This is a genomic window from Paracoccus cavernae (genome assembly GCF_042430175.1).
Classification (GTDB): domain Bacteria; phylum Pseudomonadota; class Alphaproteobacteria; order Rhodobacterales; family Rhodobacteraceae; genus Paracoccus; species Paracoccus cavernae.
The window spans coordinates 198,527-220,747 of the sequence record NZ_JBHMDZ010000001.1 but is presented as its reverse complement, the minus strand read 5'-3'; the positions used below and the strand labels follow the sequence as shown (position 1 = coordinate 220,747).

The following is a 22,221-nucleotide window of genomic DNA, read 5'->3' as shown; positions in this document are numbered from 1 at the left end:
GCAGGGCCAGCGCGCGTTTCAGGGCGGACCGGAGGGGTTTGCCCTCACGGCACGAGCGAGTGCGTCAACCACCCGTTCGACCTCCGCGAGATTATTGTAAAGTGGGGCAAAGGCAATGCGCAGGATATTGGGCGGACAAAGACCGACAATGATATTCTCTGCCGCCAGCGCTTGGGCGATCGCGGCGGCGGAGGGATGGTTGAGGCTCACATGCGCGCCCCGTCGGCCCGCCTCGCGCGGGGTGGCGATCATCAGCTCGGGGCAATGTCGGGCCACCCCTTCGATCAGCGCGCCGGTCAGCGCCCCTCCCGCGCGGAAAAGCGTCGCCGGTTCAACCTCCTCCCAGACCGCCATTGCCGTATCAAGCGCGACCAGCCCGAGGAGCGAGGTCGCCCCGATACGCAGCCGCTCGATCCCTTTGTCGCGGTCCTGATGCTCCGGCGGGCCACAAGAGCCGTGCCGACCCATGCCGCCCTGCAACGCCGGAGTGATCCGCTCGGCGAAACGCGGCGCGACCCAGATGAAGGCGGGAGCGCCCGGCCCGCCGTTGAGGTATTTATGCGTGCCGCCGACGGCGAAATCCGCGCAGGCCGAGGTCAGATCGATCGGGCTTGCCCCTACGGAATGAGACAGATCCCAGACCGTCAGGGCCCCCGCGTCATGCGCGAGTCGCGTCAGGCAGGGCAGGTCGCGCCTTTTGCCGGTGCGGCGGTCGACTTCGGCCATTAAAAGCACCGCGACATCTTCGCCCAGAGCATAGCAAATCTGCTCGGGCTCGACCACGCGCAGGCTGCAGCCGAGCGTTCGGGCGTGTGCCTGAAGCACATGGAGGTCGGATTGCGCGATGCTGTTGTCGGTCAAAATGATCCTGCGCGGTGCCCCCGAACAGAGCGACAGCGCGGAAGACAGCGCCTGAAATACCTGAATCGACAGGGTTTCCCCGATCAGAACCTCTGATGGCGCGCCACCGATCAGCCGCGCGATCCTTGCGCTGATCCGGTCGGGCAGGGCGTGCCAGACCGTGTCGCAACGCAGATGGTTGGCGGCCCCCGACCACAGTTGCACCATCGCGGCCTGTACCTGTTCGGGCGCGTTCTTCGGCATCAGGCCGAAGGTGGCACCGTCGAGGTAGCATTGCCCGGGCGGTATCAGAAAGGCCGCGCGGGTCGAAGGAAATTCAGTCATCGTCAGGCTCTTGACCAAAGCGGCTTCTCTCTGAACCTTAGAGGCAAAAGGTGAAGAATGTCGGAATTGGACGAGGATTACGAAAATACGAGATATATTCCGCGTGGCGGGGAATATCCTGCCCTCTGGTCGCAAGCGGCCACGGCGTTTCGGCTGAAACACCCGCCGCTTGATGTGGACGGCAGCGATGTCTTTTTGCCCCCGGCACCGGCGAAAGGCTTGATGGTCTTCATTCACGGCGGCTACTGGATGGAGACGGGTCGAGCGGATTGGTCCCATCTCGCGCAGGGGGCGATTGCGCAGGGGTGGGCGGTGGCGGTGCCGTCCTATCGTCTCGCGCCAGCGGTCAGGATTTCGGAGATCACCGCAGAAGTCGGTCGCGCGATTTCACGGGTCGCGGCGCAGGTCGCGGGGCCGATTGCGCTCAGCGGGCATTCGGCGGGCGGGCATCTGGCAGTGCGGATGATCTGTCAGGACAGCCCCTTGCCGGCGCAGGTCCATGAGAGGATCACTGCCTGCGTGCCGATCTCGGGAATATTCGATCTGAGACCGCTCTTGCGCACCTCCATGCGCGAGGTGCTTCGCCTCGACGAGGCAGAGGCGCGGGCGGAATCCCCGATTCTTTCGCGGCCACGTCCGGATGTCGCGACAACCGTCTGGGTCGGAGCCGAAGAACGGCCCGAGTTCATTCGCCAAAGCCGTGCTTTTGTCGCGGCATGGCAGGAAACCGGCGCAAGGATCGCCCTTGAGCAAGAAGACGCGCGCCATCATTTCGACGTCATCGAGGCGCTGACCAATCCCCACCACCCCATCTGGCATCATCTGATCGGCGCATAGCCAAACGCGGGTCCGCTCGCGTGTCTGATCCGCGTCCGGTCACTGATAGCTGCGCACCAAAGCGCCCGCGATCATCTCCCAGCCGTCGACGACTACGAAAAAGGCCAGCTTGAACGGCAGCGACACGACCGCTGGCGGAACCATCATCATGCCCATCGACATCAGCACCGCCGACACAACGAGGTCGATGATGAGAAAGGGCAGGGCGATCAGAAAGCCGATCTCGAAAGCGCGCTGGATTTCGCTGATCATGAAGGACGGGATCAGGATCGACAGGCTGTCGGGATTGTCGATCCGAGCAGGCGCGATCTCGGAGAAATGCGCCAGAGTTTCGGGATTGGTCCGCAGCTCCATGAAGTGGCGGAAGGGCGGGATGCCGCGGGCAATGGCCTCCTCGAGGGTGATCTGCCCGTCGCGCAGGGGGACGGCAGCAACACGCCAGGCCTCGCTCAGGACCGGATCCATGATGAACCATGTCAGGAAGATCGACAGGCTGACGATGAGCATGTTTGGCGGCGATTGCTGCAGTCCGATCGATTGGCGCAGGATCGACAGAACCGTCACGATAAAGGGAAAGCAGGTCACGGTGATGGCAATGCCGGGGGCGAGTGATAGGGCCGTCAACAGCACCATCATCCCGATGGCGTTGCGGCCGATTCCGTTGGTGACCGCGTCCAGATCGGCCATATCCTGAGCGAAGCCCGAAGCGGGCAAAAGACTCAGGGCCGCGATTGCAAGGAGAATGCGGGTTTTCACGTTTCTTGCGCCGCCCCGAGGATGCGCACCGAGAGGCGGTCATCCTCGCCTTCGACCGCAGTCAGTTCGCCGCGCGCGATGACCTTGTCGCCGATGCAAAGCTCGACCCCCTCGGTCATGCTTTGGTTCAGCGTGACGATGTCGTCGGGCCGCAGCCGCGCGATTTCTGCGACGGACATTTTCGTTCCGCCGAGCCGGATGGTCACCTCGACCTGAATATGGTCCGTAGCGATAAGGCTTGCGTGGTCGTTCATGGCTCTGCTCCGCACAGTAGGTTTTCGATCATCGATTTGATCTTGTTGGTGGCGAAACGCGGGTCGAAGACGATGATGCCGCCGTCGACCGAGAGTTCGACGCCCTCGAAGTCGGGGCCGGATTCGATGCGCAGCATTTTTCCGTCGTAGCTTTCGGCATGGGCCTGGACGGTGTCTTCGAATTCGCTGTGGCACCGGATCGTACAGCGTTTGAGCGGCGCCGATTCCACCAGCCGTGCGAGCTCGGTCGTCAGCATCGCGCCAAGCTGGTCACGCGCACCGGCCGGTCCGAGCACGTCGATGATGCCGCCCAGAAGCGGGGTGATCGCGCCAAGGATATCGCGACGCCTGCGCAGATCGTCCTGCCGCTCCTGCTCAAGCTGCTCGCCCAACTGCCCGAGTTGGCGGGCAAGATTTTCTGCGATCAGGCTTTGGGCGGCCTCGAACCCTGTCGCGTAGCCCCGCTCGAATGCGGCCGCGCTATCGTCCGGCTCAGGCGGTTGGAGCTCGGGTTCGGGACGGGAGAAGCAATCCAGTTTCAGTGCGGCCGCGCTCAAAGGGCGTCCTCCTTCTTCTCGATCCAGCTCGAGAGGATTTTTAGGCTTTCTTCCTGTCGTGATTTCATCAGCTCACGCAGCCTCGCGACCGGATCCGGCGGAGGGCCTTCGATCGGGACGAAGTCGAATTCCGGGATCGCCATCGAGATGTCGGGCACGGAATCATCATCGAAACTCGTGGTGAATCCCACGCCTTCTGGCTCGGACGATGCAAGGGCAGCCGGCAGTGGAAGGCTGCTGTCCAGCGTTGCCGCGCCCCCCGCCAACCTTGCCTTGAGGATCGGGCGGAAAATGAAGAGGACCAGCGCCAGAGCGAAGATCCCGATCAAGGCGATCCGCGCGAGGGCGTTCACCTCAAGCCTTTCCACGAGGGTCGGGGCGACGGCGGTACCTTCGGAGCCGAAGCCTACGAAGTTAAGGGATTTGACCGTAATCTGGTCGCCCCTCGCTTCGTCGAAGCCGACCGCCGAGGCGACAAGCTCACGGATGGTGGCGAGCTCTGCCTCCGGACGCGGGACGATGGTGGTTTCGCCCGCTTCGCTGGTCTGGGTCGTGCCGTTAACCAGAACGGCAACGCTGAGGCGACGGATGTCTCCGGGCTGTTTGCGGACCTCGCGCGTAACGCGGCTGACCTCGAAATTCGAGCGCTGGCGGGTCTCGGCGCGTGAGGAACGGTTCTGGCTGTCGCTGTTGTTCTGGCCCTCGGGGAGGTTCGACGCGGCAGTTACCGGACCGGCCGCAGCATTCGAGCTTTCGTCCGTGCTCTCTTCGTTTTCTTCCGAGATGAGGGCGCGCTCTTGCGGATCAAAGCGCTGCTCGGTCAAAAGCTCCGCCTCGGTCACTGTATCGAGATGCAGCTCGACCACCGCATTTCCGGAACCGACATGCGCTTCGAGAATGCGTTCGACATTGCGCTTCATGTCGGTTTCCCGATTTTCGCTTGCCATTTCATCGCTCGAGGCGATCACGCCGCGCTCGCTGTCGATCACCGTGACCTGTTCATTCGACATGCCGGGGACGCCCGACGACACAAGGTAGCGTAGCGCACGCGCCTGCGTGGGCGTAATGGCGGCCCCATTCGTGGTTAACGTGACAGAGGCCGAGGCCTTTGCTTCCTGGCGATAGCCACGCCCGCCGGGTACCGCGAGATGGACGCGCGCCGTTTTCACATTCGGCAGGGCCAGAATGGTGCGCGACAGCTCGCCCTCTTTGGCGCGCCAATAGGCGGCGTCGAACATCTGGGAGGTGGTGCCGAAACCGGACATGCCGTCCAGAAGCTCGTAGCCGCTGCTGCCCGTCGAAGGCAGCCCTTGACCCGCAAGCGTCATCCTGAGCTCGTCGCGCCGCGGCTGTTCCACCCAGATCGAATCGCCGCGTATCTCGTAGATGGCGCCCGATTGCGAAATGGCATCGATCACCCCGCCGGACTGCGAAGGGTCCAGACCCGAATAAAGCAGTGCCATATTCGGGCGATTCGCGAACCAGGCGAATGCGAGTATGCCCATGAAGGTGACCAGGAATGCTCCGGCCATCGTAGCCTTTTGCCTCAAGGTCTGAGTACGCAAAAATTCCTGCAATTTTAGCAAACCGGGGCCTCTCGAATCGGTCGATTGTTCGTCGTTTAAGCAAGAATGCCCGATCGCGATTAATAATCGGTTAGCCGATCCCTGCTAAGCATGGCCCATCAAAAGGAGAATCATGATGAGCGATGTTGCGGATATGGATGGGGCCGGAGATGCGCCAAAGAAACGCGGGCGCCTTCTGATTCTCGTGGTGCCTCTTCTGGCCCTTTTTGCCGGAGTCTCGTTGGGTTTCTTCGGAGTGTTCTCGCCGCTTTCTCTAATGGAAAAAAAAGATCCCAAAGAAATCGCTTTCGTTTCCGACTATGTGTTCGTCGACCTTCCTCAAATAGCTCTGACCCTGTCGGGTCCGAAATCGCGCACTTTGGCTTTGGCGGTGAAAGTCGCGGCAAAGCCGGAAAATGTGGCGCAGATCGAATTTCTTCAGCCGCGTATTCTGGATGCGTTCAACGGGTTCTTGTCGGAGATTGACCCTTTGGCCTTCGAAAAGAAGGGGATCATCGATGTCGTGCGCAACGAACTCTCGACACGCCTGACCTTCATTTTGGGGGAGGGCGCATTCAATGACATTCTTATCACGGAGTTTCGAATTCAATGATGACCCTTCATTTTGTCGAGATTCTTCTTTTCGTCGCCTGCTTTCTGCTTTCCGGATTTTGCTTTTCCCTTACCCGAAAGCTTCGACGTCTGAACAACCTTGAAAGCGGAATTGGCGGTGCAATTGCGGTTTTGATCGGCGAGATCGCGCGCTTGGAGAAATCCATTCTCTCCGCGCGAAGCGAGGCCTTGAAGGCGACAGCCGGACTTTCCGAGGAAATCGAGCGCGCCAAGCAGGAAAAAGCCTATTGGGTGCTCCAACAGAAATTTGCTCCGCTACGCGAAGGCAAGCTTCTGACGACCAAGCGGCGCCGCATGCGGCAGACGGAGGGCAATGATGCGTAAACATATCCTTCCGGCGCTGGGTGGAAGCTTGCTTTTGCTTGCAGGCGCGCAGGCCGCAATCCTGGCTCTGGGCTCCGGCCGCCTGACTGCTTTCGCCGCTCCGGCCGAGCTGCTTAAAGGCTGCGATGATGTACCCGAGGCGGTGGTTCTTGCTCAGACATTGCAAGAGCGTTCGCTCCGGATCGAGCGCTATTTGCAAGATATCGAGAGCAAAAAAGCTGAAGTCGCGGCAGCAGAGGCAGAGCTGACCCAGCGTTTGGCCGAGATAAAGAAGTCCAAAGAGTTTTCGAAAAACAATGCGACCGACGCTTCGAAGGGCGTGACGGAAGATGTTGATCGTTTGATAGCGGTTTACGATCAAATGAAGCCGGATCAGGCGGCAACGGTTCTCTCGAATTTGCCGCCCGAGTTTGCGGCGGAAATCCTGATGCGCGTCCAACCTGAAAACGGGGCAAGAATAATCGCCTCTGTCGACCCGGCTCAGGCGGCGGTTTTAACGACATATATGGGTGCCCGACGTGCCCGAGAGAAATAGGATCCCGCAATGATTGGCGTCATCGGCATCGCTTTGACTTTTATTATGGTTTTTGGCGGATATATTCTGGCGGGCGGGAAGATGGGCGTCATCCTGCATTCGCTTCCCTTTGAAATGATGATGATTGGTGGAGCCGCCGCAGGGGCTTATGCATTGTCGAATGATGGCGGCACGATCAAACATACCGTTTCCGGTATCGGGCGGGTTTTCAAAGGCGGAAAGTGGACCGAGGCCGATTATCAGGATATTCTTTGCCTGCTGTTTCAACTTCTCCGGTTGGCGCGAAACAGTCCAGTCGAACTCGAAGAGCATATCGAGAACCCCGAAAGTTCCCCGATTTTTCAAGCCTATCCGCGCATCCTCGCCGATCACGAAGCGGTCGAGCTGGTCACGGATACCCTGCGCTCGGCCAGCCTGAATTACGACGACCCCTATCAGGTCGAAGAGATGCTTTCGCGCCGCATCGGTCTCATGAAGGAGGAGGCTTTGCACGTTCCCCACGCGCTGCAAAACCTCGCGGATGCCTTGCCGGCATTGGGCATTGTCGCCGCGGTTCTGGGGGTCGTGAAGACCATGGCTTCGATCGACCAGCCTCCGGAGGTTTTGGGCAAGATGATTGGCGGGGCGTTGGTCGGTACTTTTCTGGGCGTGTTTCTGGCTTACGGCCTGGTCGCGCCTTTGGCGCAGCGTTTGACCAGCGTGGTCAAACAGGACCAGTCCTTTCTTGATGTGATCAAGGCCGCCCTGATTGCGGCTCTTCATCAGCATGCCACCAACCTGTGTGTCGAAGTTGGTCGCCAAGCCACGCCGAGCCACCTCCGGCCTTCTTTCGTCAGCGTTGAAACCGCACTTCGCGAGATCAAGAGGGTGGGATGATCGCACTCATTTTCGCGCCGCTACTGGCCGCATCAACGGTGCAGGCCGAGGCGCCGTCCGCAAAGGAGGCCATTGTCCGCGATGCGCTCGACCGTTTGCGCGATGGCGCAGAGCTTGCGGCCGAAACCGAGCAGCGGATCAGGGATTTGCCGCCCGCCGACCGTTTGGAGGTGCTCATCATCCTGCGCCGTTCGGGGATGATGCGGGGCCCCGTCTGGCAGGCGGACCGAATTCTTGGACCTGCGACGGAGACTCAGGGAGCCCGCGATGAGTAGTGCCATGAGCGCCTTTGCCGGAATGCGGCCCCTGATCATCACCGCAGTGCTGGTGATGATCGTGATGTCCATGGTCGTACCGATGCCTGCTATTCTGCTCGATGCCGGTTTCGCCTTTTCAATCGCGACCGCGATGCTGATCCTCGTGGTGGCCTCGTTGGTGGAAAAGCCTACCGACTTTCAGGCCTTTCCCGTGCTTCTGCTCGTGTCCCTGCTCATCCGTCTGTCGCTGACCGTTTCTTCGACGCGGCTGATCCTGACCGAGGGCGACAAGGGCAAGGATGCGGCCGGCCATGTCATCAGCGGCTTTGCGCAATTCGTGGCGGGCGGGTCCTTGCTCATCGGCTTGACGGTTTTCGCCGTGATCTCCGTGGTGAACTTCATGGTGATCACCAAGGGTTCGGGCCGGATGGCCGAGGTTTCTGCGCGTTTTGCTCTGGATTCGCTGCCGGGCAAGCAGCTGGCGATTGACGGGGATCTCAACTCGGGCGCGATCGATCACGAGGAGGCCAAGCGGCGGCGTGTCAACGAGCAACGCGAGATCAGCTTTTACGGCTCGCTGGATGGTGCGTCGAAATTCGTCAAAGGCGATGCGATTGCCGGTCTGGTGATCACGATGATCAACCTGATTGTCGGTTTGGCCGTCGGGATTTTGGTACATGGCATGCCCGCCTCGGATGCTTTGTCGACCTATTCGCATCTGACGATTGGTGACGGGCTGGTCGCGCAGATTCCGGCGCTGATCACCTCGATGGCCGCGGCTTTGTTGCTGTCGCGCGGTGGTGCGGCCGGCAATACCGCCGATATGTTGTCGCAACAGGTCGGGCGAAACTGGCAGGCCTTGGCGATTGTGGGCCTCGGGCTTGCGGTCATGGCTCTTATCCCCGGCATGCCGGGCATGATTTTTCTGTTCCTTGCGGCGGTTCTGGGGGGGCGTTGCCTATTACGCACATGGAAAGTCGGGCGAATCCGAGCTCCAGTCCGGCGACGACGAGATCGAGCCGGAGTTGCCAAGTCGCGAAACCCATATCGGCGATGTGCTGGACATGGACGAAATCAGCGTCGAGATCAGCCCGCTTCTTGTTGCGAGTGCGCTCAGTGAAACGCGGGGGCTGGGGAGCAGGATTACCAATCTGCGGCTCCATATCGCGCGCAGTTTCGGGGTCATTCTGCCGGAGGTCCGCATCACCGACAGCAAGGAGTTTCTCGGCGGGGATTACGTTATTCGGGTGCATGGCGTGATCCGCGGGCGCGGCAGTTTGGTTGCGCAGGATGTGCTGGCCTTGGGCAGCGACGAGGTTCTGGCCGATTTGCCAGGCACCCAGATCACCGAGCCGGTTTACGGCACGCCCGCGAAATGGATCGATGAGGAGCTTCAGGACGAAGCCGCCGTGCTTGGTGCGACCGTTGTCACGCCGATGGAGGTGCTTTCGACCCATCTTCTCGAGATCGTCAAGAACAGCCTGCCCAATCTGTTGACGCTTTCCGGCCTGCAGCGCCTGATGCAGGAGCTGCGTCAGGTCTCGGACGAAAAGCGGGCGATGGTCAACCAGCGCTTTTTCGACAGCATGATCCCCGACAAGGTCTCGCCCGAGCTGCTGCTTTCGGTTTTGCGCGCCCTGCTCGCGGAGAAACACTCGATCCGCAACCTCATGTTGATCGTCGATGCGATCCAGGAGACGAAGGGGGCGGAAAACCCGACGATGATCTACGAAATGGTCCGCCGCAGGCTGCGCGGCCAGATCACCGAACAATATGCCAATTCAGAGGGGCAGCTCGACATCATCCAGCTGCATCCGCAATGGGAGGCTGAGTTCCTGCGCACCGAATCCGAGGCTGGCCGGCAGAGCCAATTGCCCGTCCTGCAGATGCAGCGCAGGCTCTCGGATGCGGTCAAGCTTGCGCTCGGCAGTGCCGGCTCGACTGCGGCGCCGGTTCTCGCTGTGGCCGATCACAGGCGGCGGTTGGTGCGCTCGATGCTGGAGACCTCGGATGTAACGGTGCCGGTGATGGGGCTCGACGAGATCGACCCGAGCGCCAATATCCGCGTTTTGGGAACCGTCGCCGCATGATCGACCTCACGGGGGCCCCCATAGTCACGGTTATTGCGGCGGCTCTGGTTTATTGCCGTGTGCAGGCCTGTCTGCTTGCCATGCCGGTTTTTGCCGAAAGGCTGATGCCGGCACGGCTGAAGATCGCCTTGGCGATGGGGCTCACCCCCTTGTTTCTGCCCGAGGTGCCGCCCGCCGGCTTGATCGGGGCGGAACCGGTCACATTGGCCCTTGCGGCGGGCGCCGAGGCGGTGACCGGCCTTGCCCTCGGGATGATTGTGCGGCTTGCGGCCTTGTCCCTGGACGTGGCCGCTTCGACAATTGCGACGACGGCATGCTTGTCGCAAATCATGGGGGTGACGAATGAATTCGCGCCCCATCCGATCGGAAACCTGCTGCATTTGGCGGGCGCCGCCTTGCTGATGGCTCTGGGCTTTCCGCTGCTGGTTTGCGACATTCTGGGCGACAGCTTTACTCTGCGCGGTCTGGGGGCATGGGCCGATAGTGCGGTCCTTCTTCCCGCGGTCGTCGCGATCATTCTTAAAAGCTTCGGGCTGGCGATGGTTCTGGCGGCGCCCTTCATCCTGGGCGGCCTACTCTTTCAGGCGCTCTCCGGCGTCATCAGCAAGGTCATGCCGGCCCTGCCGGTTGTCTTCATCGGTGCGCCGGCGGCCATCCTCATGGCGCTTGTTGCGTTGAGCCTGCTGGTTCCCGCGATCCTCTCGGTCTGGTCCGAGCATCTCATGAGCCTCATTCTGCCGGGGCTGTGATGGAGGAGGATAACGACGACAAGCAGTTCGACGCCACCGAGCAAAAGCTGCGCCAAGCGCGGGACGAGGGCGACGTTCCCCGATCGCTCGAGTTGAACTCCGCCTTGATGTATCTCGGCCTTTGGGGGGCGTTTGCCGCTCTGGGTGCGATTGCCGTTCCCTCTTGGGTGACCAAGGCCGCGCGGCTTTTAGGTGACGAGCCTTGGCCCGAGCAGGCGGGGCAGGATGTGCTGGATCAGGGGCGGGCGATTTTCCTGCATGCGACTTTGGCAACCTGCGCCGCGATTGCCTTGATGGGGCTTTGCGTTTTGCTGGGCCAGATCGCGCAGCGCTCGTTTACCTTTACACCGAAAAAAGTCGCCTTTGATTTCAAACGGCTCAACCCGATCAAGAATGCGGGGCAGAAGTTCTGGAAAAGCGGCCTCGTGAACTTTGCGATCTCTTTGGGCAAGGTCGCACTGGTGAGCGTCGGAGGCGTGCTTTTGTTCCGGTCGCTGATGGCAATGCTGCTCAATGCAAATTTCATGGCCGACTGGCAATGGGTCGAGGGCATGACCCTGATCCTGCAGCGCACCATCTATCTCGCTTTGGGGGTTTCCGTGGTTTTTGCGGGGGTCGATCTGTTCTGGAAGCACCTCGATTACCGCAAGCGCAACCGGATGTCGCGCAAGGAGATGGTGGACGAGCACAAGCACAGCGAGGGCGATCCCCATTTCAAAGCGGCGCGACGGCAGCGCGGCGTCGACATGATCATGAACCGGATGCTCGACGACGTACAAAAGGCCGATGTGGTGATCGTCAACCCGACCCATTACGCGGTCGCGCTGCAGTGGAAACGTGGATCGGGCGTGGCGCCGGTCTGTCTGGCCAAGGGGGTGGACGAGATCGCGCGACGCATCCGCGAGCGCGCGGCCGAACACAACGTCCCGCTTTGGTCGGACCCACCGGCGGCGCGCGCGCTGCATGCCACGGTCAAGATCGGCGAGGAGATCAACGTCGATCATTTTGCCGCCGTGGCCGCGGCGATCCGCTATTCCGAGCATGTCCGCCGCAAGGTGCGCGAGGGCTGGGGCAATGCGCCCCCGCCGAAGGGACGGAAGAAACCATGAGGCAGGATCGCGGGACGCTTGGAAAGCTCGGCCGTTTGGCGCAGCTGAAATCCGATCTCGAAATGCGGCGCTTTTCGGCATTCCGCGCCCATGTCGAGGCGAGCCGCAGCCGGATCGCCGTGATGGAGGAGCGCTTGCAGGCGCTTTATGACAACCCCGAGGCCTTTACCGTGGCTCAGGCGCGGCTGACCAATGCGATGACGGTGGCCCAGGTCGGAGCGCTCGATCAGGAAAAGGCGAGCCTGACGCAGATCCTGCCGCGGTTCGAGCAGGCGCGGCAGGCCGCCATACGCGAATTCGGGCGGGCCGAGGTGATCCGCCAGATCGGGCGCAACCAGCAACAAGAGGAGCGCCTCGAAGAATCGCGCCGTTCTTAGATCGGCAGGGCGGTCCGGCGGGAAAGCCAAGCGGTAGGGAGGCCGATGGCGCGGAGAAGCAAGGTGTATGTCCCTCCGGAAACGCTCTCTCGTGGATCAAGCGCCCTTAGCGACGCAGCGCGCGCCGTGAAAACGATGTGGCATGCTCGCCGAACGAGGTGACTTCTCTCTTGGGCCTTGGGCCGGATCGCCGGGTTCACCCGGCAGGGCATCGCTTGCCCGATCGACTCCCCGCTTTTCCCGATTTCCGGTGAGCGATTCGCGGATGGTTCGTTGAAACGGCGAAAATCGGGGTGAAACGGGGTGGCGTTGGTCTCTCTCCGCGCGCAATTTCCGTAGCGTCACCCCGAAGATGAGCGGCTTTACGCTCAAATTTTGCTGGTTTGGCGGACTTGCGGACGGGGGGTCGGCTTTGCCTCTCGAATACCGGACCGGAAGGAACCAAAAGGGGGCATTGTTTTATATGTCCATTTTATCTTCTTGCGCGGCTTTGTCCCGAACCAGCGTCCGCCGTGCTGCGGCGAGGCGGAGGATGCCCGTCCGAATTGGGGGATACGCATCCAATATGTCGATTTGTATGACTGCGGATCAGGGCAGATGGATTGTTTGAGTTTTTATTGAGCGGAGGTTGTTTTCGATGCCAAAGGTACTGCCGGTGACGCGCGGACGGAAATTTACGCAGGTTCTCAAAGGGGCGCGGACCGTGTTTTTACGCGATGGTTTCGAGGGGGCGAGCGTGGACGAGATCGCGCGCGAGGCGGGGGTCTCGAAGGCGACGCTCTATAGCTATTTCCCCGACAAACGCCTGATGTTCATCGAGGTCTTTCGCGCCGAGCTGGTTCATGACGCGACCGATACCAGCGCATTTCTTGAAGTTGATCTGCCGGTCGGGCAGGTCCTTCCGTTCATCGTCCAGAAGATCTCGGCCTATGTCGTCTCGGAGCTGGGCATCCGCGTCTACCGAGTCAGTATCGGCGAGGCGGAGCGCTTTCCGGCTCTGGCGCAGGAATATTACGAAGCGGGGCCGGGCCAGCTGCGCGCCCAGTTGAGCAGCTATTTCCGGCGCTGCGTCGCGCGCGGAGAGCTCGATATCACCGATTTCGAACTGGCTGCCGACCAGCTGATCGAACTGTCATGCGCCTCGATTCAGGACCGCGCCGCTTTGCTCGGGCCCGAGGCGGTCGACAAGGAGCATCTCCGGCGCGTCAATCAGGGCGCGGTGCAGATGTTTTTGTCGCGCTACGCCCCGCAGGGCACGCGCGAGATCGCCTGAAACGGGGAAGAACGGGCCTGCGCGGCCGGCGCTCGGGTCGCAGGCGCGCCTTGCCGGTTTTCGCGGAAATGCTGCGGTTATCCGGTCACAATGACGGGGCGTTGAAGGTCGGCAATGCATTGCGGGTTCTCAGCCCGATTGCGACATTCTATAAAAGGCGCAACTCACCCGTTCGCGAAATGGACAGTCCAGAATGAACAAATTTCTCATTGCATTGATGGCGGTTGCGCCGCTGGCAGCCTGCGCACCGGCTCCGCAGCAAATTGCCCCCGAAGTGATGGCGCCGACCCCGGTCCTCACGCCTGTCGCGGGGATCAGCGGCCTCGAATCGCGCGAGCCCGATGCCTGCCACGCCAAAGACTACACCTCGGCGCTGGGTCAGCCCGGCAGCGTCATTCCGACCCTCGGCGTGACCCGCAGCTTCCGCGTCGTCGAATATCGCGGCATCGAGCCGCAGGAATATGATCCGTTGCGCATCGTGTTCCGCCTCGATCAGGCCGGCAATATCTACAATATCGACTGCGGTTGATCGGGAGTGCGCGCGATGAAGCCTTGGATGGTTCTGGCCCCTGCTTTGGCGCTTGCCGCCTGCGTCCAGACGGATGTGCCTGCGGTAACGCCGCCTGCCGCTTCGGATGCATGCGGTGCGGCGAAGCTGCAGGGGCTGATCGGTCAGCCTGCCGCCGCGGTCGAGCGCATGAGCTTTGCCTCGGGCACGCGCATTCTGCGTCCGAACATGCCGGTGACGGCCGATTACCGCGTCGATCGCCTCAATATCGAGATCAACGCAAGCGGCAAGGTCGAGAAGGTCGCCTGCTACTGAGGCACGCGGCCTTCGCACGGGACGGATGGTTTGGGGCGGCTTAGGCCGCCCTTTCCTGTTGATTAGCTGCGTCGGGGCTGTCACCATTTGGTCATGTCGACCATGCAGAACCCCTCGTCCGATTTCGACCGCGTGGTTTTTGACCGCGGCGAATTGGGTGTGATCCTGTCGGTTTACGGCCGCATGGTCGCGGCGGGCGAGTGGCGCGATTACGGCATGTCGTTCCTGCGCGATGTCGCGATTTTCTCGATTTTCCGGCGGGCGACCGAACATCCGCTTTACCGCATCGAAAAGCGCCCCAAGCTTCGGGCGGCGCAGGGGATTTATGCGGTGATCGGGATGGATGGCCGCATCCTCAAACGCGGCCATGATTTGCGCGCGGTGCTTCGCGTGCTGGAACGCAAGCTGATCCGCGCGGTCGAATAGCGCCGCCTAGTCGGGCTTGACCTTGGCAGCGGTGCCTTTGGCGAAGGCGGCCAGACGCTCGCGCGCGGCCTCTTGCGTGTTCACCACCCCTGCGACCACCGATTCCGCATAGGATGCGTCAAGCGCCGACATGTTCTGCATATGCGAGATCGCCGAGCAGATCGCGAAATTCGACAGGGGCGGGTTCCGGGCCGCCGCGCGCGCCAGTTCGTAGGCTTTGGCCTCGGCATCCTTGACGCGGTATTGCGCCAGCCCGACCGAGACCGCCTCGTCTCCGCTATAAAGCCGCCCCGTCAGCATCATGTCGATCATCCGCGCCTTGCCGATCAGACCGGCCACGCGGATCGTCGCGCCGCCGCCGGTGAACAGGCCGCGCTGGCCTTCGGGCAGGCCGAAATAGGTGTCCTCGTCCATGATGCGGACATGGGCGGAGGAGGCGAGCTCGAGCCCGCCGCCCACGACCGCGCCCTTGAGCGCTGCGAAAATCGGGACGCCGCCATATTCCATTTTATTGAACGCCTCGTGCCAGCGCAGGCAGAGATGCATGAAATCGGCAGCGCTGCGGCCCTCGTTGTAATGCTCGACCAGATCGAGGCCGGCGCAGAAATGATCGCCGTTCGCGCGCAGCACGACGGCGCGGGCACCGGCGCGGGGGAGCAGCGAAAAGACCTCGATCAGCTCTTCGATCGTCGTGGAATCCAGCGCATTGCGCTTGGCGGGACGGTTGAGCGTGACGGTGGCAATGCCGTCGGCATCGACTTCGAGCAAAAGGTTCTCGAGCGCCAGATCCGAAAGTTTCTTCATGCTTTATCCTTGGGTGATCCAATGAATGACGGCGGGGATCGAGGCGATGCTGATCGCGGTCGAGATCAGGATCGCGGTCGAGACCCTCTGCACAGCGATCCCGAAATGCTGCGCCAGAATATAGACATTTCCGGCCACAGGCAGCGCGGCGGCCGAAATCATCACGCCTGCCGAAAAGGGATCGACCTTGAAGATCGCCAAGGCCGCGATGCCCACAGCCAGCGGATGCAGCACCAGTTTGGCGAAGCTCAGCCAGATCGCGGGGCCAAGCCGTTCGGCCGATTTTCCGGCAAGGCTCGCGCCGATGGCGAAAAGCGCGCCCGGGGTGGCGGCGGCACCCAACATGGCAAGAAATTCGTCGAGGGGGGCCGCGAAGGTCAGGCCGAATGCCGACCAGAGCAGCCCCGCAATCATTGCCGCGATCATCGGGTTGCGGATGATGCCCAGCAGCAGTTGCGGCACGATCGCCAGCGTTACCCGCCCGTGTTTGGCCGCCGTCACGATCAGGGTGACCAGCGTCGAATAGACGATCATGTCGATGGTCAGCAGCAGCATGATCGGCCCGATGGCGCGCTCGCCGAACAGGACCAGCAGCATCGGAATGCCGAGAAATCCGGTATTGCCGGTCATGCCCGCATGGGCCTCCATCGCGCATTCGGCGAGCGGGAGTTTGCGTGCGCGCGCGACGAAAAAGCCCGCCGCCCAAACCAGCGTCGAGCCCAGAAGATAGGCCAGAACGAGGCGCAAATCGAAGAGTTCGGCGATATGGAGCGAGCCTGCAAAGCGGAAAAGCATCGCGGGCAAAGCGAAGTAGAAGACGAATTTCGTGAGCCAGGCGGTGGCGTCCTGCGGGAAAAACCTGATCCGTCCGGCGAACCAGCCCAGCCCGATCAGCGCGAAGAACGGCAAGGTTTTGAGAAAAATCGCAAGCATCAGGCGGTCGGTTCTTTGCCGGCATCAGGATGGATCGGGGGTAATGCCGCGCTAGGTCGCGGCGCCGTTTCGGGGCCGCGCGCGACGGTATATTCGGTTGTGCCCCCCTCGAGCGGGCGGCTGCCGAGCAGCTGGTGGCCGCCTTCGCTGCAAAAATGCGGGACATCGATCACCGCGACGGGATCGGTCGCCAAAAGCCGCACCACGCCGCCTTCGGGCTGGGCGAGCAGCACTTTGCGCAACCGCAACACGGGCAGTGGGCATAGCAGGCCGCGTGCGTCGATCTCGATGCTCATGCCTGCGTGCTCATGCGGCTTTGCCGTCGAGCACCGCGGCGCACCAGGCACCGGCACCGGCATGATCGAGCTTTTCGGCGAAATCGCCGGCGAATTCGGTAAAGGCGGCCTCGTAGCCCTCGGGGACATAGGTCAGGACCGGCACGCCCTGTTCAAGCGCCGCGGCAATGACATCGCGAAAACCGCGCCCGAAGGCCTCTTGTTTGGCGAATTTGTTGAGGATGACCAGATCGGCCCCTGCGGCCAGCACGGATTGCACCCGCGCCACCGCCGTCTCCAGCGCGCCCGCATCGAGGCGGCAGCCTTCGGAACCCGATCCGAGATTTTGCGAGATCCGCACGGTCGGGCCGTGATCGCCCAGAATGCGCAGCTCCATCTCGCAGCTGCAATCGGGGCCGAGGTCGATATTGCTCTGCACCGCCCCCGCCAGCCGCACGCCGCGTTGGCCGAGATCCGCGGCAAGAGCGGTCAGCAGCATGTCGGCCTCGCCGGGGCTGCCGTTCATCGAGATGTAACCGAGCATATCCGGCCCCTTTTGCTGCTGTCGCCTCTGCGGCGGAATTCTTGTGCTGTCGTGTGGCGACAGAATAGGCCCTAGAGGGGCGAGTGCAACCGCGCGCCCTGCGGGGGAAGCTCGGCCAAAGGTCCGTAAAAGATCAGCGCGGGATGAGGGCTCGGCCCTTCGCGTTCCAAAAGTGCGGCCAGTTCCTCGACCGAGGTGCGGATCATGCGCTGATGGGGGTGGCCCACGGCCTCGGCCAGAAGGGCGGGGGTGGCGGCGCACAGGCCGCGCGCGACCAGTTCGCGGGCAAGGGCGGGGAAGTTGCGCTGGCCCATGAAGACCACCGTGGTCGCATGGGGATCGGTGAGCGCGGCCCAGTTCTGATCCTCGGGCAGGCCGCCGGTCACATCCGCGCCGGTGATGAACTGCAGGCGCCGCGCGGTCAGACGGCGCGTCAGCGGAATGCCCGCCGCCGCCGCCGCCGCCAGCGCCGAAGGCACGCCCGGCACGATCTCGAAGGGGATGCCGGCCTCCAAAAGCGCCGCGATTTCCTCTTCGAGGCGGCCGAAGATCCCCGCATCGCCCGATTTCAGCCGCACCACGCGCCGGCCGTTGCGGGCGTGTTCGACCAGAAGGGCGTTGACCTCCTCCTGCCTCGTCGAGGGACGTCCGGCGCGCTTGCCGACGCTGATCTGTTCGGCATTCGCGCCCGCGAGCTCAAGGATCGGACCGGCGGCCAAAGCGTCGTAGAGAACGACCTCGGCTGCTTCGAGGCGTTTGACGGCGCGCACGGTCAGAAGCTCGGGATCCGCCGGACCCGAGGATACGAACGAAACGAACCCCGTCGCGGGGGCGGATGCGGGCGCAGAAGTGGGCGCAGAGGGGGGCGTTGTGCTCATGCCAAATCCGTGATCGAAATGGCGCGGTGATGCAAGGCCCCTCGCGCCGGTACCCGATCAAGCGCGGGGGCAAGGGGCGGGACAAGGACGGGACCAGACGCGCGGCCCGCCTTGCAATGCGGGCAAGGAAGGCTTGCAGAACCGTCAGGACATGCCCGCCTGCCGCTTGCCCGCTCCGGCTGCATTTGCGATAGAGGAATGAACCGCACCGAGGGACCATTGCCATGTTTCGCGCCCGTCATCTTCTGGGGATCGAACCCCTCGCACCCGCAGAAATCACCACTTTGCTCGATCTGGCCGAGACTTATGTCGAGCTGAACCGGCGCACCATCAAACGCTCGGACGCGCTTGAGGGGATGACGCAGATCAACCTGTTCTTCGAGAACTCGACCCGCACCCAGTCCAGCTTCGAGCTGGCGGGCAAGCGTTTGGGCGCGGATGTGATGAATATGGATGTCGCCCATTCCAGCGTGAAAAAAGGCGAAACCCTGATCGACACCGCTTTGACCCTGAACGCGATGCATCCCGATCTGCTGGTCGTGCGCCATCCGCAATCGGGCGCGGTCGATCTTCTGGCTCAAAAGGTCAATTGCGCGGTCCTGAACGCGGGCGACGGGCGGCACGAGCACCCGACGCAGGCGCTTCTGGATGCGCTGACGATCCGCCGCGCCAAGGGCCGTCTGCACCGCCTGACCGTCGCGATTTGCGGCGACATCGCCCATAGCCGCGTCGCGCGTTCGAACATGCTGCTTCTGGGCAAGATGGAGGCGCGTCTGCGCCTTGTCGGCCCCGCCACCCTGATCCCTTCGGGCGCCCGCGAGCTGGGCGTCGAAGTCTACGAGGATATGCGCGAGGGGCTCAAGGGCGCCGATGTCGTGATGATGCTGCGCCTCCAGAAGGAACGGATGGACGGCGGATTCATCCCGTCGGAGCGTGAATACTACCACCGCTGGGGGCTGGATGCCGAAAAGCTGGCGCTGGCCGCGCCGGATGCGATCGTCATGCACCCCGGCCCGATGAACCGCGGTGTCGAGATCGACGGCACCATCGCCGACGACATCAACCATTCGGTCATCCGCGATCAGGTCGAAATGGGCGTTGCCGTCCGCATGGCCGCGATGGATCTTCTGGCCCGCAACCTGCGCGCCGAGCGCGGCCGCGCCGCCTCGGGCGGGGTCATGGTATGAGCCTGACGGCCGATCCCGAGACGATGGCCGCGCCGTCCCTTGCCGTGGGGGAGCGCATCCTCTGGCAGGGCCGGCCCGCCGCCGGTTTCGCGTTTCGGCGGGGCGATCTGCTGTCTTTCGCGATCGCGGGCTATTTTCTCTATACCGGCTTCGGCGGTGCCGAGCGTTCGGGCGGCATGGCGCGGGGGATCGGCCTTCTGGTCAGCCTTGCGCTTTTGGCCGAGGTTTTCCTGCTCCGGCCCTATCTGGCGCGCCGCACGCAATACGTCCTGACCGACCGGCGCGCGATCATTCTGCGCCCTTCGCTTTCGGGCCTGAGCCAGCAGGATTATCCTCTGGCGACGATGAAGCTCGTTTCGCTGACGAAGGGCGTGGGGCAGGGCACGGGCTCGATCGGCTTTGCCGAAACCGCGGGCTGGAGCAGCACCCGCCTCGTCCGCGTGATCGGTTTCGAGCATCTGCCCGATGCGGAGGCGGTCCATGCAAAGATGCTCGCCGCCAAGGAGGCGCTGGAGGCCGCCCCGACCCGCGAGGTGCATCATGGCTGATCTCTCCGGCTGGCAGGGCCTTCTGGACGAGGGCGAGACAATTCTCTGGCAGGGGCGCCCCGACAAGGGCATCCGCTGGTTCGACGGCGATTTCACCAGCACGATCATGGGCGTCGTCATGGTCTGTTTCGCGTTGTTCTGGATGTTCAAAGCCGCGCAGGCCGATACGCTGATGTGGGTCTTCGGCTTTCTGTTCCTGATCGTCGGTGCGCGCCAGACCATCGCGGGCAATATCGTACCCGCCTATATCCGCTCGCGCACCTGGTACACGCTGACCGATCGCCGCGCGATCATCGCCACCGATATTCCGGTGCGCGGCCGTCGCCTGACCACCGTGCCGATTACCCCCGAGACCGAGATCACCCTCGAGGCCGGGACCCCCGGCTCCATCCTCTTCGGCCCGCCGACCCGCGCCCTGCGTCGCGGCGAGGCCTTTCTGCTTATCCCCGAGGCGCAACAGGTCATGCGGCTGATCCGCCAGATCCAGACCGCTCCCTTGCCCCCAAAAGCAGCCTTCGGGGCTGCGACCCAACCGCTTGCGAAAGACGCGCCATGATCCAGCATTTCATCAATGCCCGCCTGATCGATCCTGAAAACCAGACTGATGAAACCGGCAGCCTGACGATCGAAAACGGCGTCATCACCGCCCGCGATGCCGAGGCCCCCGAGGGTGCGGACATCATCGACGCAGGCGGCAAATGCCTCGCTCCGGGGCTGGTCGATTGGGGCGTCAAGATCGGCGAGCCGGGCGAGCGCCACAAGGAAAGCTTCCGCTCGGCAGGGCTGGCGGCTGCGGCGGGTGGCGTCACCACCGTGATCGCGCGCCCCGATACCTTGCCGCCGATCGACGCGCCGGAATCGCTTGAATTCGCCGCCCGCCGCGCGGCCGATGCGCCGGTCAACATCCGCCATATGGCCAGCCTGACGCGCGGTCGTGCGGGCCGCGAGATGGTCGAGATGGGCTTTTTGCTCGATGGTGGCGCGGTGGCCTTTACCGATGGCGTGCGTGTTGTCGGCGATACGCGGCTTCTGTCGCGCTGCATGACCTATGCGCGTGGCCTCAAGGCGCTGATCATCGGCCATCCGCAAGAGCCTGGCCTGTCGCAGGGGGCTGTCGCGACCTCGGGCAAATTCGCCTCGCTCTACGGGCTTTCGGCGGTTTCGCCGCAGGCGGAGGTCATGGGGCTCGACCGCGACCTCGGCCTCGTGCGCATGACCGGCTGCCGCTGGCATGCCGACCAGATCACGGTGGCGGGCAGCCTGCCGGTGCTGCGCCGTGCCAAGGAAGAGGGGCTGGATGTGACGGCGGGCGTCTCGATCCACCACCTGACGCTGAACGAATACGACATCGGCGGCTACCGCAGCTTCTTCCGCTTCACCCCGCCGCTGCGCTCCGAAGATGACCGTCTGGCGATGATCGAGGCGGTGGGCGAGGGGCTGATCGACGTGATCGCGAGCTTCCACACCCCGCAGGACGAGGAATCCAAGCGCCTGCCCTTTGCCGAGGCCGCACCCGGCGCGGTCGGCCTGCAGACCCTGCTGCCGGCAGCAATGCGGCTTTACCATCAGGGCGGGCTCAGCCTACCGCAGCTGTGGCGGGCGATGTCGCTCAATCCGGCCAAGCGTCTGGGCCTGGATGCGGGTCGCCTTTCGGTCGGGGCGCCGGCGGATCTGGTGCTCTTCGATCCCGATGCACCTTTCATCCTCGACCGCTTCAAACTTTTGTCCAAGTCGAAGAATACCCCCTTTGACGGCGCGCGGATGGAGGGCAAGGTGCTCGGAACATGGGTCGCTGGCACCCGCGTATTCGGAGAGGCCGCATGACTGTGATCCTTTGGGCGCTGATCGGCTATCTGCTCGGCTCCGTCCCTTTCGGCATCGTGATCACCCGCGCTTTGGGTCTGGGCGATCTGCGCCAGATCGGCTCGGGCAATATCGGCGCGACCAATGTGCTGCGCACCGGCCATAAGGGCGCGGCACTGGCAACCTTGCTGCTCGACAGCGGCAAGGGCGCGATTGCGGTCCTGCTGGCGCGTTGGCTCGGCGGCGAGGATGCTGCCCTGATCGCGGGCGCGGCGGCCTTTCTCGGCCACCTCTATCCGGTCTGGCTGGGCTTCAAGGGCGGCAAAGGGGTCGCGACCTTTCTCGGCACGCTGCTCGCGCTTGATTGGCGGCTCGGTCTGACGGCTTGCGCGATCTGGCTGGTCATGGCGCTGGTCATGCGGATCTCGTCGCTCTCGGCACTGGTCGCCGCTGCGCTGAGCCCGTTCATCGCGCTCTGGCTCGACGGCTGGCCGCTCGCGCTGACCGCAGGCTTCATGGCGGTCCTGATCTTCATCCGCCACCGCGCCAATATCGAACGCATCATGGCGGGAACCGAACCGAAGATCGGCAAGAAGGGCTGAGCCTTCTTCATCACCCAAAAA

30 protein-coding genes are annotated in these 22,221 nt (G+C 62.9%); 20 read left to right on the top strand and 10 right to left on the bottom strand.

Annotation, left to right across the window (positions count from 1 at the left end; genetic code table 11):
- Nucleotides 1–18 precede the first annotated feature (18 nt).
- Nucleotides 19–1,185, bottom strand: coding sequence for an aminotransferase class V-fold PLP-dependent enzyme (locus ACFFUC_RS01150; RefSeq protein WP_377682750.1), 1,167 nt, complete (start codon nt 1,183–1,185; stop codon nt 19–21).
- Between the two features lie 57 nt (nt 1,186–1,242).
- Between ACFFUC_RS01150 and ACFFUC_RS01145 the strand changes: the two genes are divergently transcribed.
- On the top strand, nt 1,243–2,022 hold the full coding sequence (locus ACFFUC_RS01145) for a hormone-sensitive lipase (protein ID WP_377682747.1): 780 nt from the start codon (nt 1,243–1,245) through the stop codon (nt 2,020–2,022).
- Between the two features lie 39 nt (nt 2,023–2,061).
- On the opposite strand, the gene fliP is transcribed toward ACFFUC_RS01145, so the two are convergent.
- From fliP to fliF, 4 genes are all read right to left on the bottom strand, one after another.
- Nucleotides 2,062–2,709 (bottom strand): flagellar type III secretion system pore protein FliP, encoded by a 648-nt coding sequence (gene fliP / locus ACFFUC_RS01140; protein ID WP_377682745.1) that lies wholly within the window; start codon nt 2,707–2,709, stop codon nt 2,062–2,064.
- Nucleotides 2,710–2,774: 65 nt separating this feature from the next.
- Complete coding sequence (locus ACFFUC_RS01135) at nt 2,775–3,032, bottom strand: FliM/FliN family flagellar motor switch protein (RefSeq protein WP_377682743.1); 258 nt, start codon at nt 3,030–3,032, stop codon at nt 2,775–2,777.
- On the bottom strand, nt 3,029–3,589 hold the full coding sequence (locus ACFFUC_RS01130; RefSeq protein ID WP_377682741.1) for a hypothetical protein: 561 nt from the start codon (nt 3,587–3,589) through the stop codon (nt 3,029–3,031). Before ACFFUC_RS01130 ends, ACFFUC_RS01135 begins: the two co-directional genes overlap by 4 nt.
- The gene (gene fliF / locus ACFFUC_RS01125) at nt 3,586–5,154 is read right to left on the bottom strand and encodes a flagellar basal-body MS-ring/collar protein FliF (protein WP_377682739.1); all 1,569 of its coding nucleotides are present in this window, start codon (nt 5,152–5,154) and stop codon (nt 3,586–3,588) included. The genes ACFFUC_RS01130 and fliF overlap by 4 nt, the downstream gene beginning before the upstream one ends.
- Nucleotides 5,155–5,287: 133 nt before the next feature.
- Between fliF and ACFFUC_RS01120 the strand changes: the two genes are divergently transcribed.
- From ACFFUC_RS01120 to ACFFUC_RS01055, 14 genes are all read left to right on the top strand, one after another.
- Nucleotides 5,288–5,767: a flagellar basal body-associated FliL family protein gene (locus ACFFUC_RS01120; RefSeq protein WP_377682737.1), complete on the top strand. Its 480-nt coding sequence runs from the start codon at nt 5,288–5,290 to the stop codon at nt 5,765–5,767.
- Nucleotides 5,764–6,111, top strand: a complete 348-nt coding sequence (locus tag ACFFUC_RS01115) for a hypothetical protein (RefSeq protein WP_377682735.1) — start codon at nt 5,764–5,766, stop codon at nt 6,109–6,111. The genes ACFFUC_RS01120 and ACFFUC_RS01115 overlap by 4 nt, the downstream gene beginning before the upstream one ends.
- On the top strand, nt 6,104–6,646 hold the full coding sequence (locus ACFFUC_RS01110; RefSeq protein ID WP_377682734.1) for a MotE family protein: 543 nt from the start codon (nt 6,104–6,106) through the stop codon (nt 6,644–6,646). The genes ACFFUC_RS01115 and ACFFUC_RS01110 overlap by 8 nt, the downstream gene beginning before the upstream one ends.
- Before the next feature lie 9 nt (nt 6,647–6,655).
- Nucleotides 6,656–7,522 (top strand): flagellar motor stator protein MotA, encoded by an 867-nt coding sequence (gene motA / locus ACFFUC_RS01105; RefSeq protein ID WP_377682732.1) that lies wholly within the window; start codon nt 6,656–6,658, stop codon nt 7,520–7,522.
- Nucleotides 7,519–7,797 carry a hypothetical protein gene (locus tag ACFFUC_RS01100; RefSeq protein WP_377682730.1) on the top strand — a complete coding sequence of 93 codons (279 nt, stop codon included), beginning with the start codon at nt 7,519–7,521 and terminating at the stop codon, nt 7,795–7,797. The genes motA and ACFFUC_RS01100 overlap by 4 nt, the downstream gene beginning before the upstream one ends.
- Nucleotides 7,790–8,899 (top strand): FHIPEP family type III secretion protein, encoded by a 1,110-nt coding sequence (locus tag ACFFUC_RS01095; protein WP_377682728.1) that lies wholly within the window; start codon nt 7,790–7,792, stop codon nt 8,897–8,899. The genes ACFFUC_RS01100 and ACFFUC_RS01095 overlap by 8 nt, the downstream gene beginning before the upstream one ends.
- Entirely contained in the window at nt 8,805–9,869 is a 1,065-nt protein-coding gene (locus tag ACFFUC_RS01090; protein WP_377682725.1) for an FHIPEP family type III secretion protein, read from the top strand. Before ACFFUC_RS01095 ends, ACFFUC_RS01090 begins: the two co-directional genes overlap by 95 nt.
- Nucleotides 9,866–10,618, top strand: coding sequence for a flagellar biosynthetic protein FliR (locus ACFFUC_RS01085; RefSeq protein WP_377682723.1), 753 nt, complete (start codon nt 9,866–9,868; stop codon nt 10,616–10,618). The genes ACFFUC_RS01090 and ACFFUC_RS01085 overlap by 4 nt, the downstream gene beginning before the upstream one ends.
- Complete coding sequence (gene flhB / locus ACFFUC_RS01080) at nt 10,618–11,727, top strand: flagellar type III secretion system protein FlhB (RefSeq protein ID WP_377682721.1); 1,110 nt, start codon at nt 10,618–10,620, stop codon at nt 11,725–11,727. The genes ACFFUC_RS01085 and flhB overlap by 1 nt, the downstream gene beginning before the upstream one ends.
- Entirely contained in the window at nt 11,724–12,104 is a 381-nt protein-coding gene (locus ACFFUC_RS01075) for a hypothetical protein (RefSeq protein ID WP_377682720.1), read from the top strand. The genes flhB and ACFFUC_RS01075 overlap by 4 nt, the downstream gene beginning before the upstream one ends.
- 637 nt (nt 12,105–12,741) lie before the next feature.
- A complete protein-coding gene (locus ACFFUC_RS01070) occupies nt 12,742–13,377 on the top strand; it encodes a TetR/AcrR family transcriptional regulator (protein WP_377682718.1) in 636 nt (211 codons plus the stop codon).
- A gap of 193 nt (nt 13,378–13,570) precedes the next feature.
- Complete coding sequence (locus tag ACFFUC_RS01065) at nt 13,571–13,906, top strand: I78 family peptidase inhibitor (RefSeq protein ID WP_377682717.1); 336 nt, start codon at nt 13,571–13,573, stop codon at nt 13,904–13,906.
- 15 nt (nt 13,907–13,921) lie between these two features.
- Nucleotides 13,922–14,200: an I78 family peptidase inhibitor gene (locus ACFFUC_RS01060; protein ID WP_377682715.1), complete on the top strand. Its 279-nt coding sequence runs from the start codon at nt 13,922–13,924 to the stop codon at nt 14,198–14,200.
- Between the two features lie 93 nt (nt 14,201–14,293).
- Nucleotides 14,294–14,626 carry a DUF2794 domain-containing protein gene (locus ACFFUC_RS01055; RefSeq protein WP_377682713.1) on the top strand — a complete coding sequence of 111 codons (333 nt, stop codon included), beginning with the start codon at nt 14,294–14,296 and terminating at the stop codon, nt 14,624–14,626.
- A gap of 6 nt (nt 14,627–14,632) precedes the next feature.
- Here ACFFUC_RS01055 and ACFFUC_RS01050 read toward each other — a convergent pair whose 3' ends face one another.
- The 5 genes from ACFFUC_RS01050 to cobA form a co-directional block, all read right to left on the bottom strand.
- Nucleotides 14,633–15,430 (bottom strand): crotonase/enoyl-CoA hydratase family protein, encoded by a 798-nt coding sequence (locus ACFFUC_RS01050; RefSeq protein ID WP_377682711.1) that lies wholly within the window; start codon nt 15,428–15,430, stop codon nt 14,633–14,635.
- Nucleotides 15,431–15,433: 3 nt separating this feature from the next.
- Nucleotides 15,434–16,363, bottom strand: a complete 930-nt coding sequence (locus ACFFUC_RS01045) for an AEC family transporter (protein ID WP_377682709.1) — start codon at nt 16,361–16,363, stop codon at nt 15,434–15,436.
- Entirely contained in the window at nt 16,363–16,659 is a 297-nt protein-coding gene (locus ACFFUC_RS01040; protein WP_377682707.1) for a sulfurtransferase TusA family protein, read from the bottom strand. Before ACFFUC_RS01040 ends, ACFFUC_RS01045 begins: the two co-directional genes overlap by 1 nt.
- A gap of 10 nt (nt 16,660–16,669) precedes the next feature.
- Nucleotides 16,670–17,182, bottom strand: coding sequence for a DUF2478 domain-containing protein (locus tag ACFFUC_RS01035; protein WP_377682705.1), 513 nt, complete (start codon nt 17,180–17,182; stop codon nt 16,670–16,672).
- 71 nt (nt 17,183–17,253) lie between these two features.
- Nucleotides 17,254–18,060 (bottom strand): uroporphyrinogen-III C-methyltransferase, encoded by an 807-nt coding sequence (gene cobA, locus ACFFUC_RS01030; protein WP_377682704.1) that lies wholly within the window; start codon nt 18,058–18,060, stop codon nt 17,254–17,256.
- A gap of 224 nt (nt 18,061–18,284) precedes the next feature.
- Here cobA and ACFFUC_RS01025 point away from each other — a divergent pair, with 224 nt between their 5' ends.
- The 5 genes from ACFFUC_RS01025 to plsY are packed head-to-tail and all read left to right on the top strand — an operon-like array spanning nt 18,285 to nt 22,200.
- Nucleotides 18,285–19,247, top strand: coding sequence for an aspartate carbamoyltransferase catalytic subunit (locus tag ACFFUC_RS01025; protein ID WP_377682702.1), 963 nt, complete (start codon nt 18,285–18,287; stop codon nt 19,245–19,247).
- Nucleotides 19,244–19,795 (top strand): hypothetical protein, encoded by a 552-nt coding sequence (locus ACFFUC_RS01020; RefSeq protein WP_377682700.1) that lies wholly within the window; start codon nt 19,244–19,246, stop codon nt 19,793–19,795. The genes ACFFUC_RS01025 and ACFFUC_RS01020 overlap by 4 nt, the downstream gene beginning before the upstream one ends.
- Nucleotides 19,788–20,351, top strand: coding sequence for a hypothetical protein (locus ACFFUC_RS01015; RefSeq protein WP_377682698.1), 564 nt, complete (start codon nt 19,788–19,790; stop codon nt 20,349–20,351). The genes ACFFUC_RS01020 and ACFFUC_RS01015 overlap by 8 nt, the downstream gene beginning before the upstream one ends.
- A complete protein-coding gene (gene pyrC / locus ACFFUC_RS01010; RefSeq protein WP_377682697.1) occupies nt 20,348–21,619 on the top strand; it encodes a dihydroorotase in 1,272 nt (423 codons plus the stop codon). The genes ACFFUC_RS01015 and pyrC overlap by 4 nt, the downstream gene beginning before the upstream one ends.
- On the top strand, nt 21,616–22,200 hold the full coding sequence (gene plsY / locus ACFFUC_RS01005; RefSeq protein WP_377682695.1) for a glycerol-3-phosphate 1-O-acyltransferase PlsY: 585 nt from the start codon (nt 21,616–21,618) through the stop codon (nt 22,198–22,200). Before pyrC ends, plsY begins: the two co-directional genes overlap by 4 nt.
- The last annotated feature ends 21 nt before the right edge of the window (nt 22,201–22,221 follow it).

Coding starts and splice junctions, on each gene's coding strand:
- ACFFUC_RS01150 (WP_377682750.1), bottom strand. CDS start 1,185: ATGACTGAATTTCCTTCGACCCGCGCGGCCTTTCTGATACCGCCCGGG.
- ACFFUC_RS01145 (WP_377682747.1), top strand. CDS start 1,243: ATGTCGGAATTGGACGAGGATTACGAAAATACGAGATATATTCCGCGT.
- fliP (WP_377682745.1), bottom strand. CDS start 2,709: ATGGCCGATCTGGACGCGGTCACCAACGGAATCGGCCGCAACGCCATC.
- ACFFUC_RS01135 (WP_377682743.1), bottom strand. CDS start 3,032: ATGAACGACCACGCAAGCCTTATCGCTACGGACCATATTCAGGTCGAG.
- ACFFUC_RS01120 (WP_377682737.1), top strand. CDS start 5,288: ATGATGAGCGATGTTGCGGATATGGATGGGGCCGGAGATGCGCCAAAG.
- ACFFUC_RS01115 (WP_377682735.1), top strand. CDS start 5,764: ATGATGACCCTTCATTTTGTCGAGATTCTTCTTTTCGTCGCCTGCTTT.
- ACFFUC_RS01110 (WP_377682734.1), top strand. CDS start 6,104: ATGCGTAAACATATCCTTCCGGCGCTGGGTGGAAGCTTGCTTTTGCTT.
- motA (WP_377682732.1), top strand. CDS start 6,656: ATGATTGGCGTCATCGGCATCGCTTTGACTTTTATTATGGTTTTTGGC.
- ACFFUC_RS01100 (WP_377682730.1), top strand. CDS start 7,519: ATGATCGCACTCATTTTCGCGCCGCTACTGGCCGCATCAACGGTGCAG.
- ACFFUC_RS01095 (WP_377682728.1), top strand. CDS start 7,790: ATGAGTAGTGCCATGAGCGCCTTTGCCGGAATGCGGCCCCTGATCATC.
- ACFFUC_RS01085 (WP_377682723.1), top strand. CDS start 9,866: ATGATCGACCTCACGGGGGCCCCCATAGTCACGGTTATTGCGGCGGCT.
- flhB (WP_377682721.1), top strand. CDS start 10,618: ATGGAGGAGGATAACGACGACAAGCAGTTCGACGCCACCGAGCAAAAG.
- ACFFUC_RS01075 (WP_377682720.1), top strand. CDS start 11,724: ATGAGGCAGGATCGCGGGACGCTTGGAAAGCTCGGCCGTTTGGCGCAG.
- ACFFUC_RS01070 (WP_377682718.1), top strand. CDS start 12,742: ATGCCAAAGGTACTGCCGGTGACGCGCGGACGGAAATTTACGCAGGTT.
- ACFFUC_RS01065 (WP_377682717.1), top strand. CDS start 13,571: ATGAACAAATTTCTCATTGCATTGATGGCGGTTGCGCCGCTGGCAGCC.
- ACFFUC_RS01060 (WP_377682715.1), top strand. CDS start 13,922: ATGAAGCCTTGGATGGTTCTGGCCCCTGCTTTGGCGCTTGCCGCCTGC.
- ACFFUC_RS01055 (WP_377682713.1), top strand. CDS start 14,294: ATGTCGACCATGCAGAACCCCTCGTCCGATTTCGACCGCGTGGTTTTT.
- ACFFUC_RS01050 (WP_377682711.1), bottom strand. CDS start 15,430: ATGAAGAAACTTTCGGATCTGGCGCTCGAGAACCTTTTGCTCGAAGTC.
- ACFFUC_RS01045 (WP_377682709.1), bottom strand. CDS start 16,363: ATGCTTGCGATTTTTCTCAAAACCTTGCCGTTCTTCGCGCTGATCGGG.
- ACFFUC_RS01040 (WP_377682707.1), bottom strand. CDS start 16,659: ATGAGCATCGAGATCGACGCACGCGGCCTGCTATGCCCACTGCCCGTG.
- ACFFUC_RS01035 (WP_377682705.1), bottom strand. CDS start 17,182: ATGCTCGGTTACATCTCGATGAACGGCAGCCCCGGCGAGGCCGACATG.
- cobA (WP_377682704.1), bottom strand. CDS start 18,060: ATGAGCACAACGCCCCCCTCTGCGCCCACTTCTGCGCCCGCATCCGCC.
- ACFFUC_RS01025 (WP_377682702.1), top strand. CDS start 18,285: ATGTTTCGCGCCCGTCATCTTCTGGGGATCGAACCCCTCGCACCCGCA.
- ACFFUC_RS01020 (WP_377682700.1), top strand. CDS start 19,244: ATGAGCCTGACGGCCGATCCCGAGACGATGGCCGCGCCGTCCCTTGCC.
- ACFFUC_RS01015 (WP_377682698.1), top strand. CDS start 19,788: ATGGCTGATCTCTCCGGCTGGCAGGGCCTTCTGGACGAGGGCGAGACA.
- pyrC (WP_377682697.1), top strand. CDS start 20,348: ATGATCCAGCATTTCATCAATGCCCGCCTGATCGATCCTGAAAACCAG.
- plsY (WP_377682695.1), top strand. CDS start 21,616: ATGACTGTGATCCTTTGGGCGCTGATCGGCTATCTGCTCGGCTCCGTC.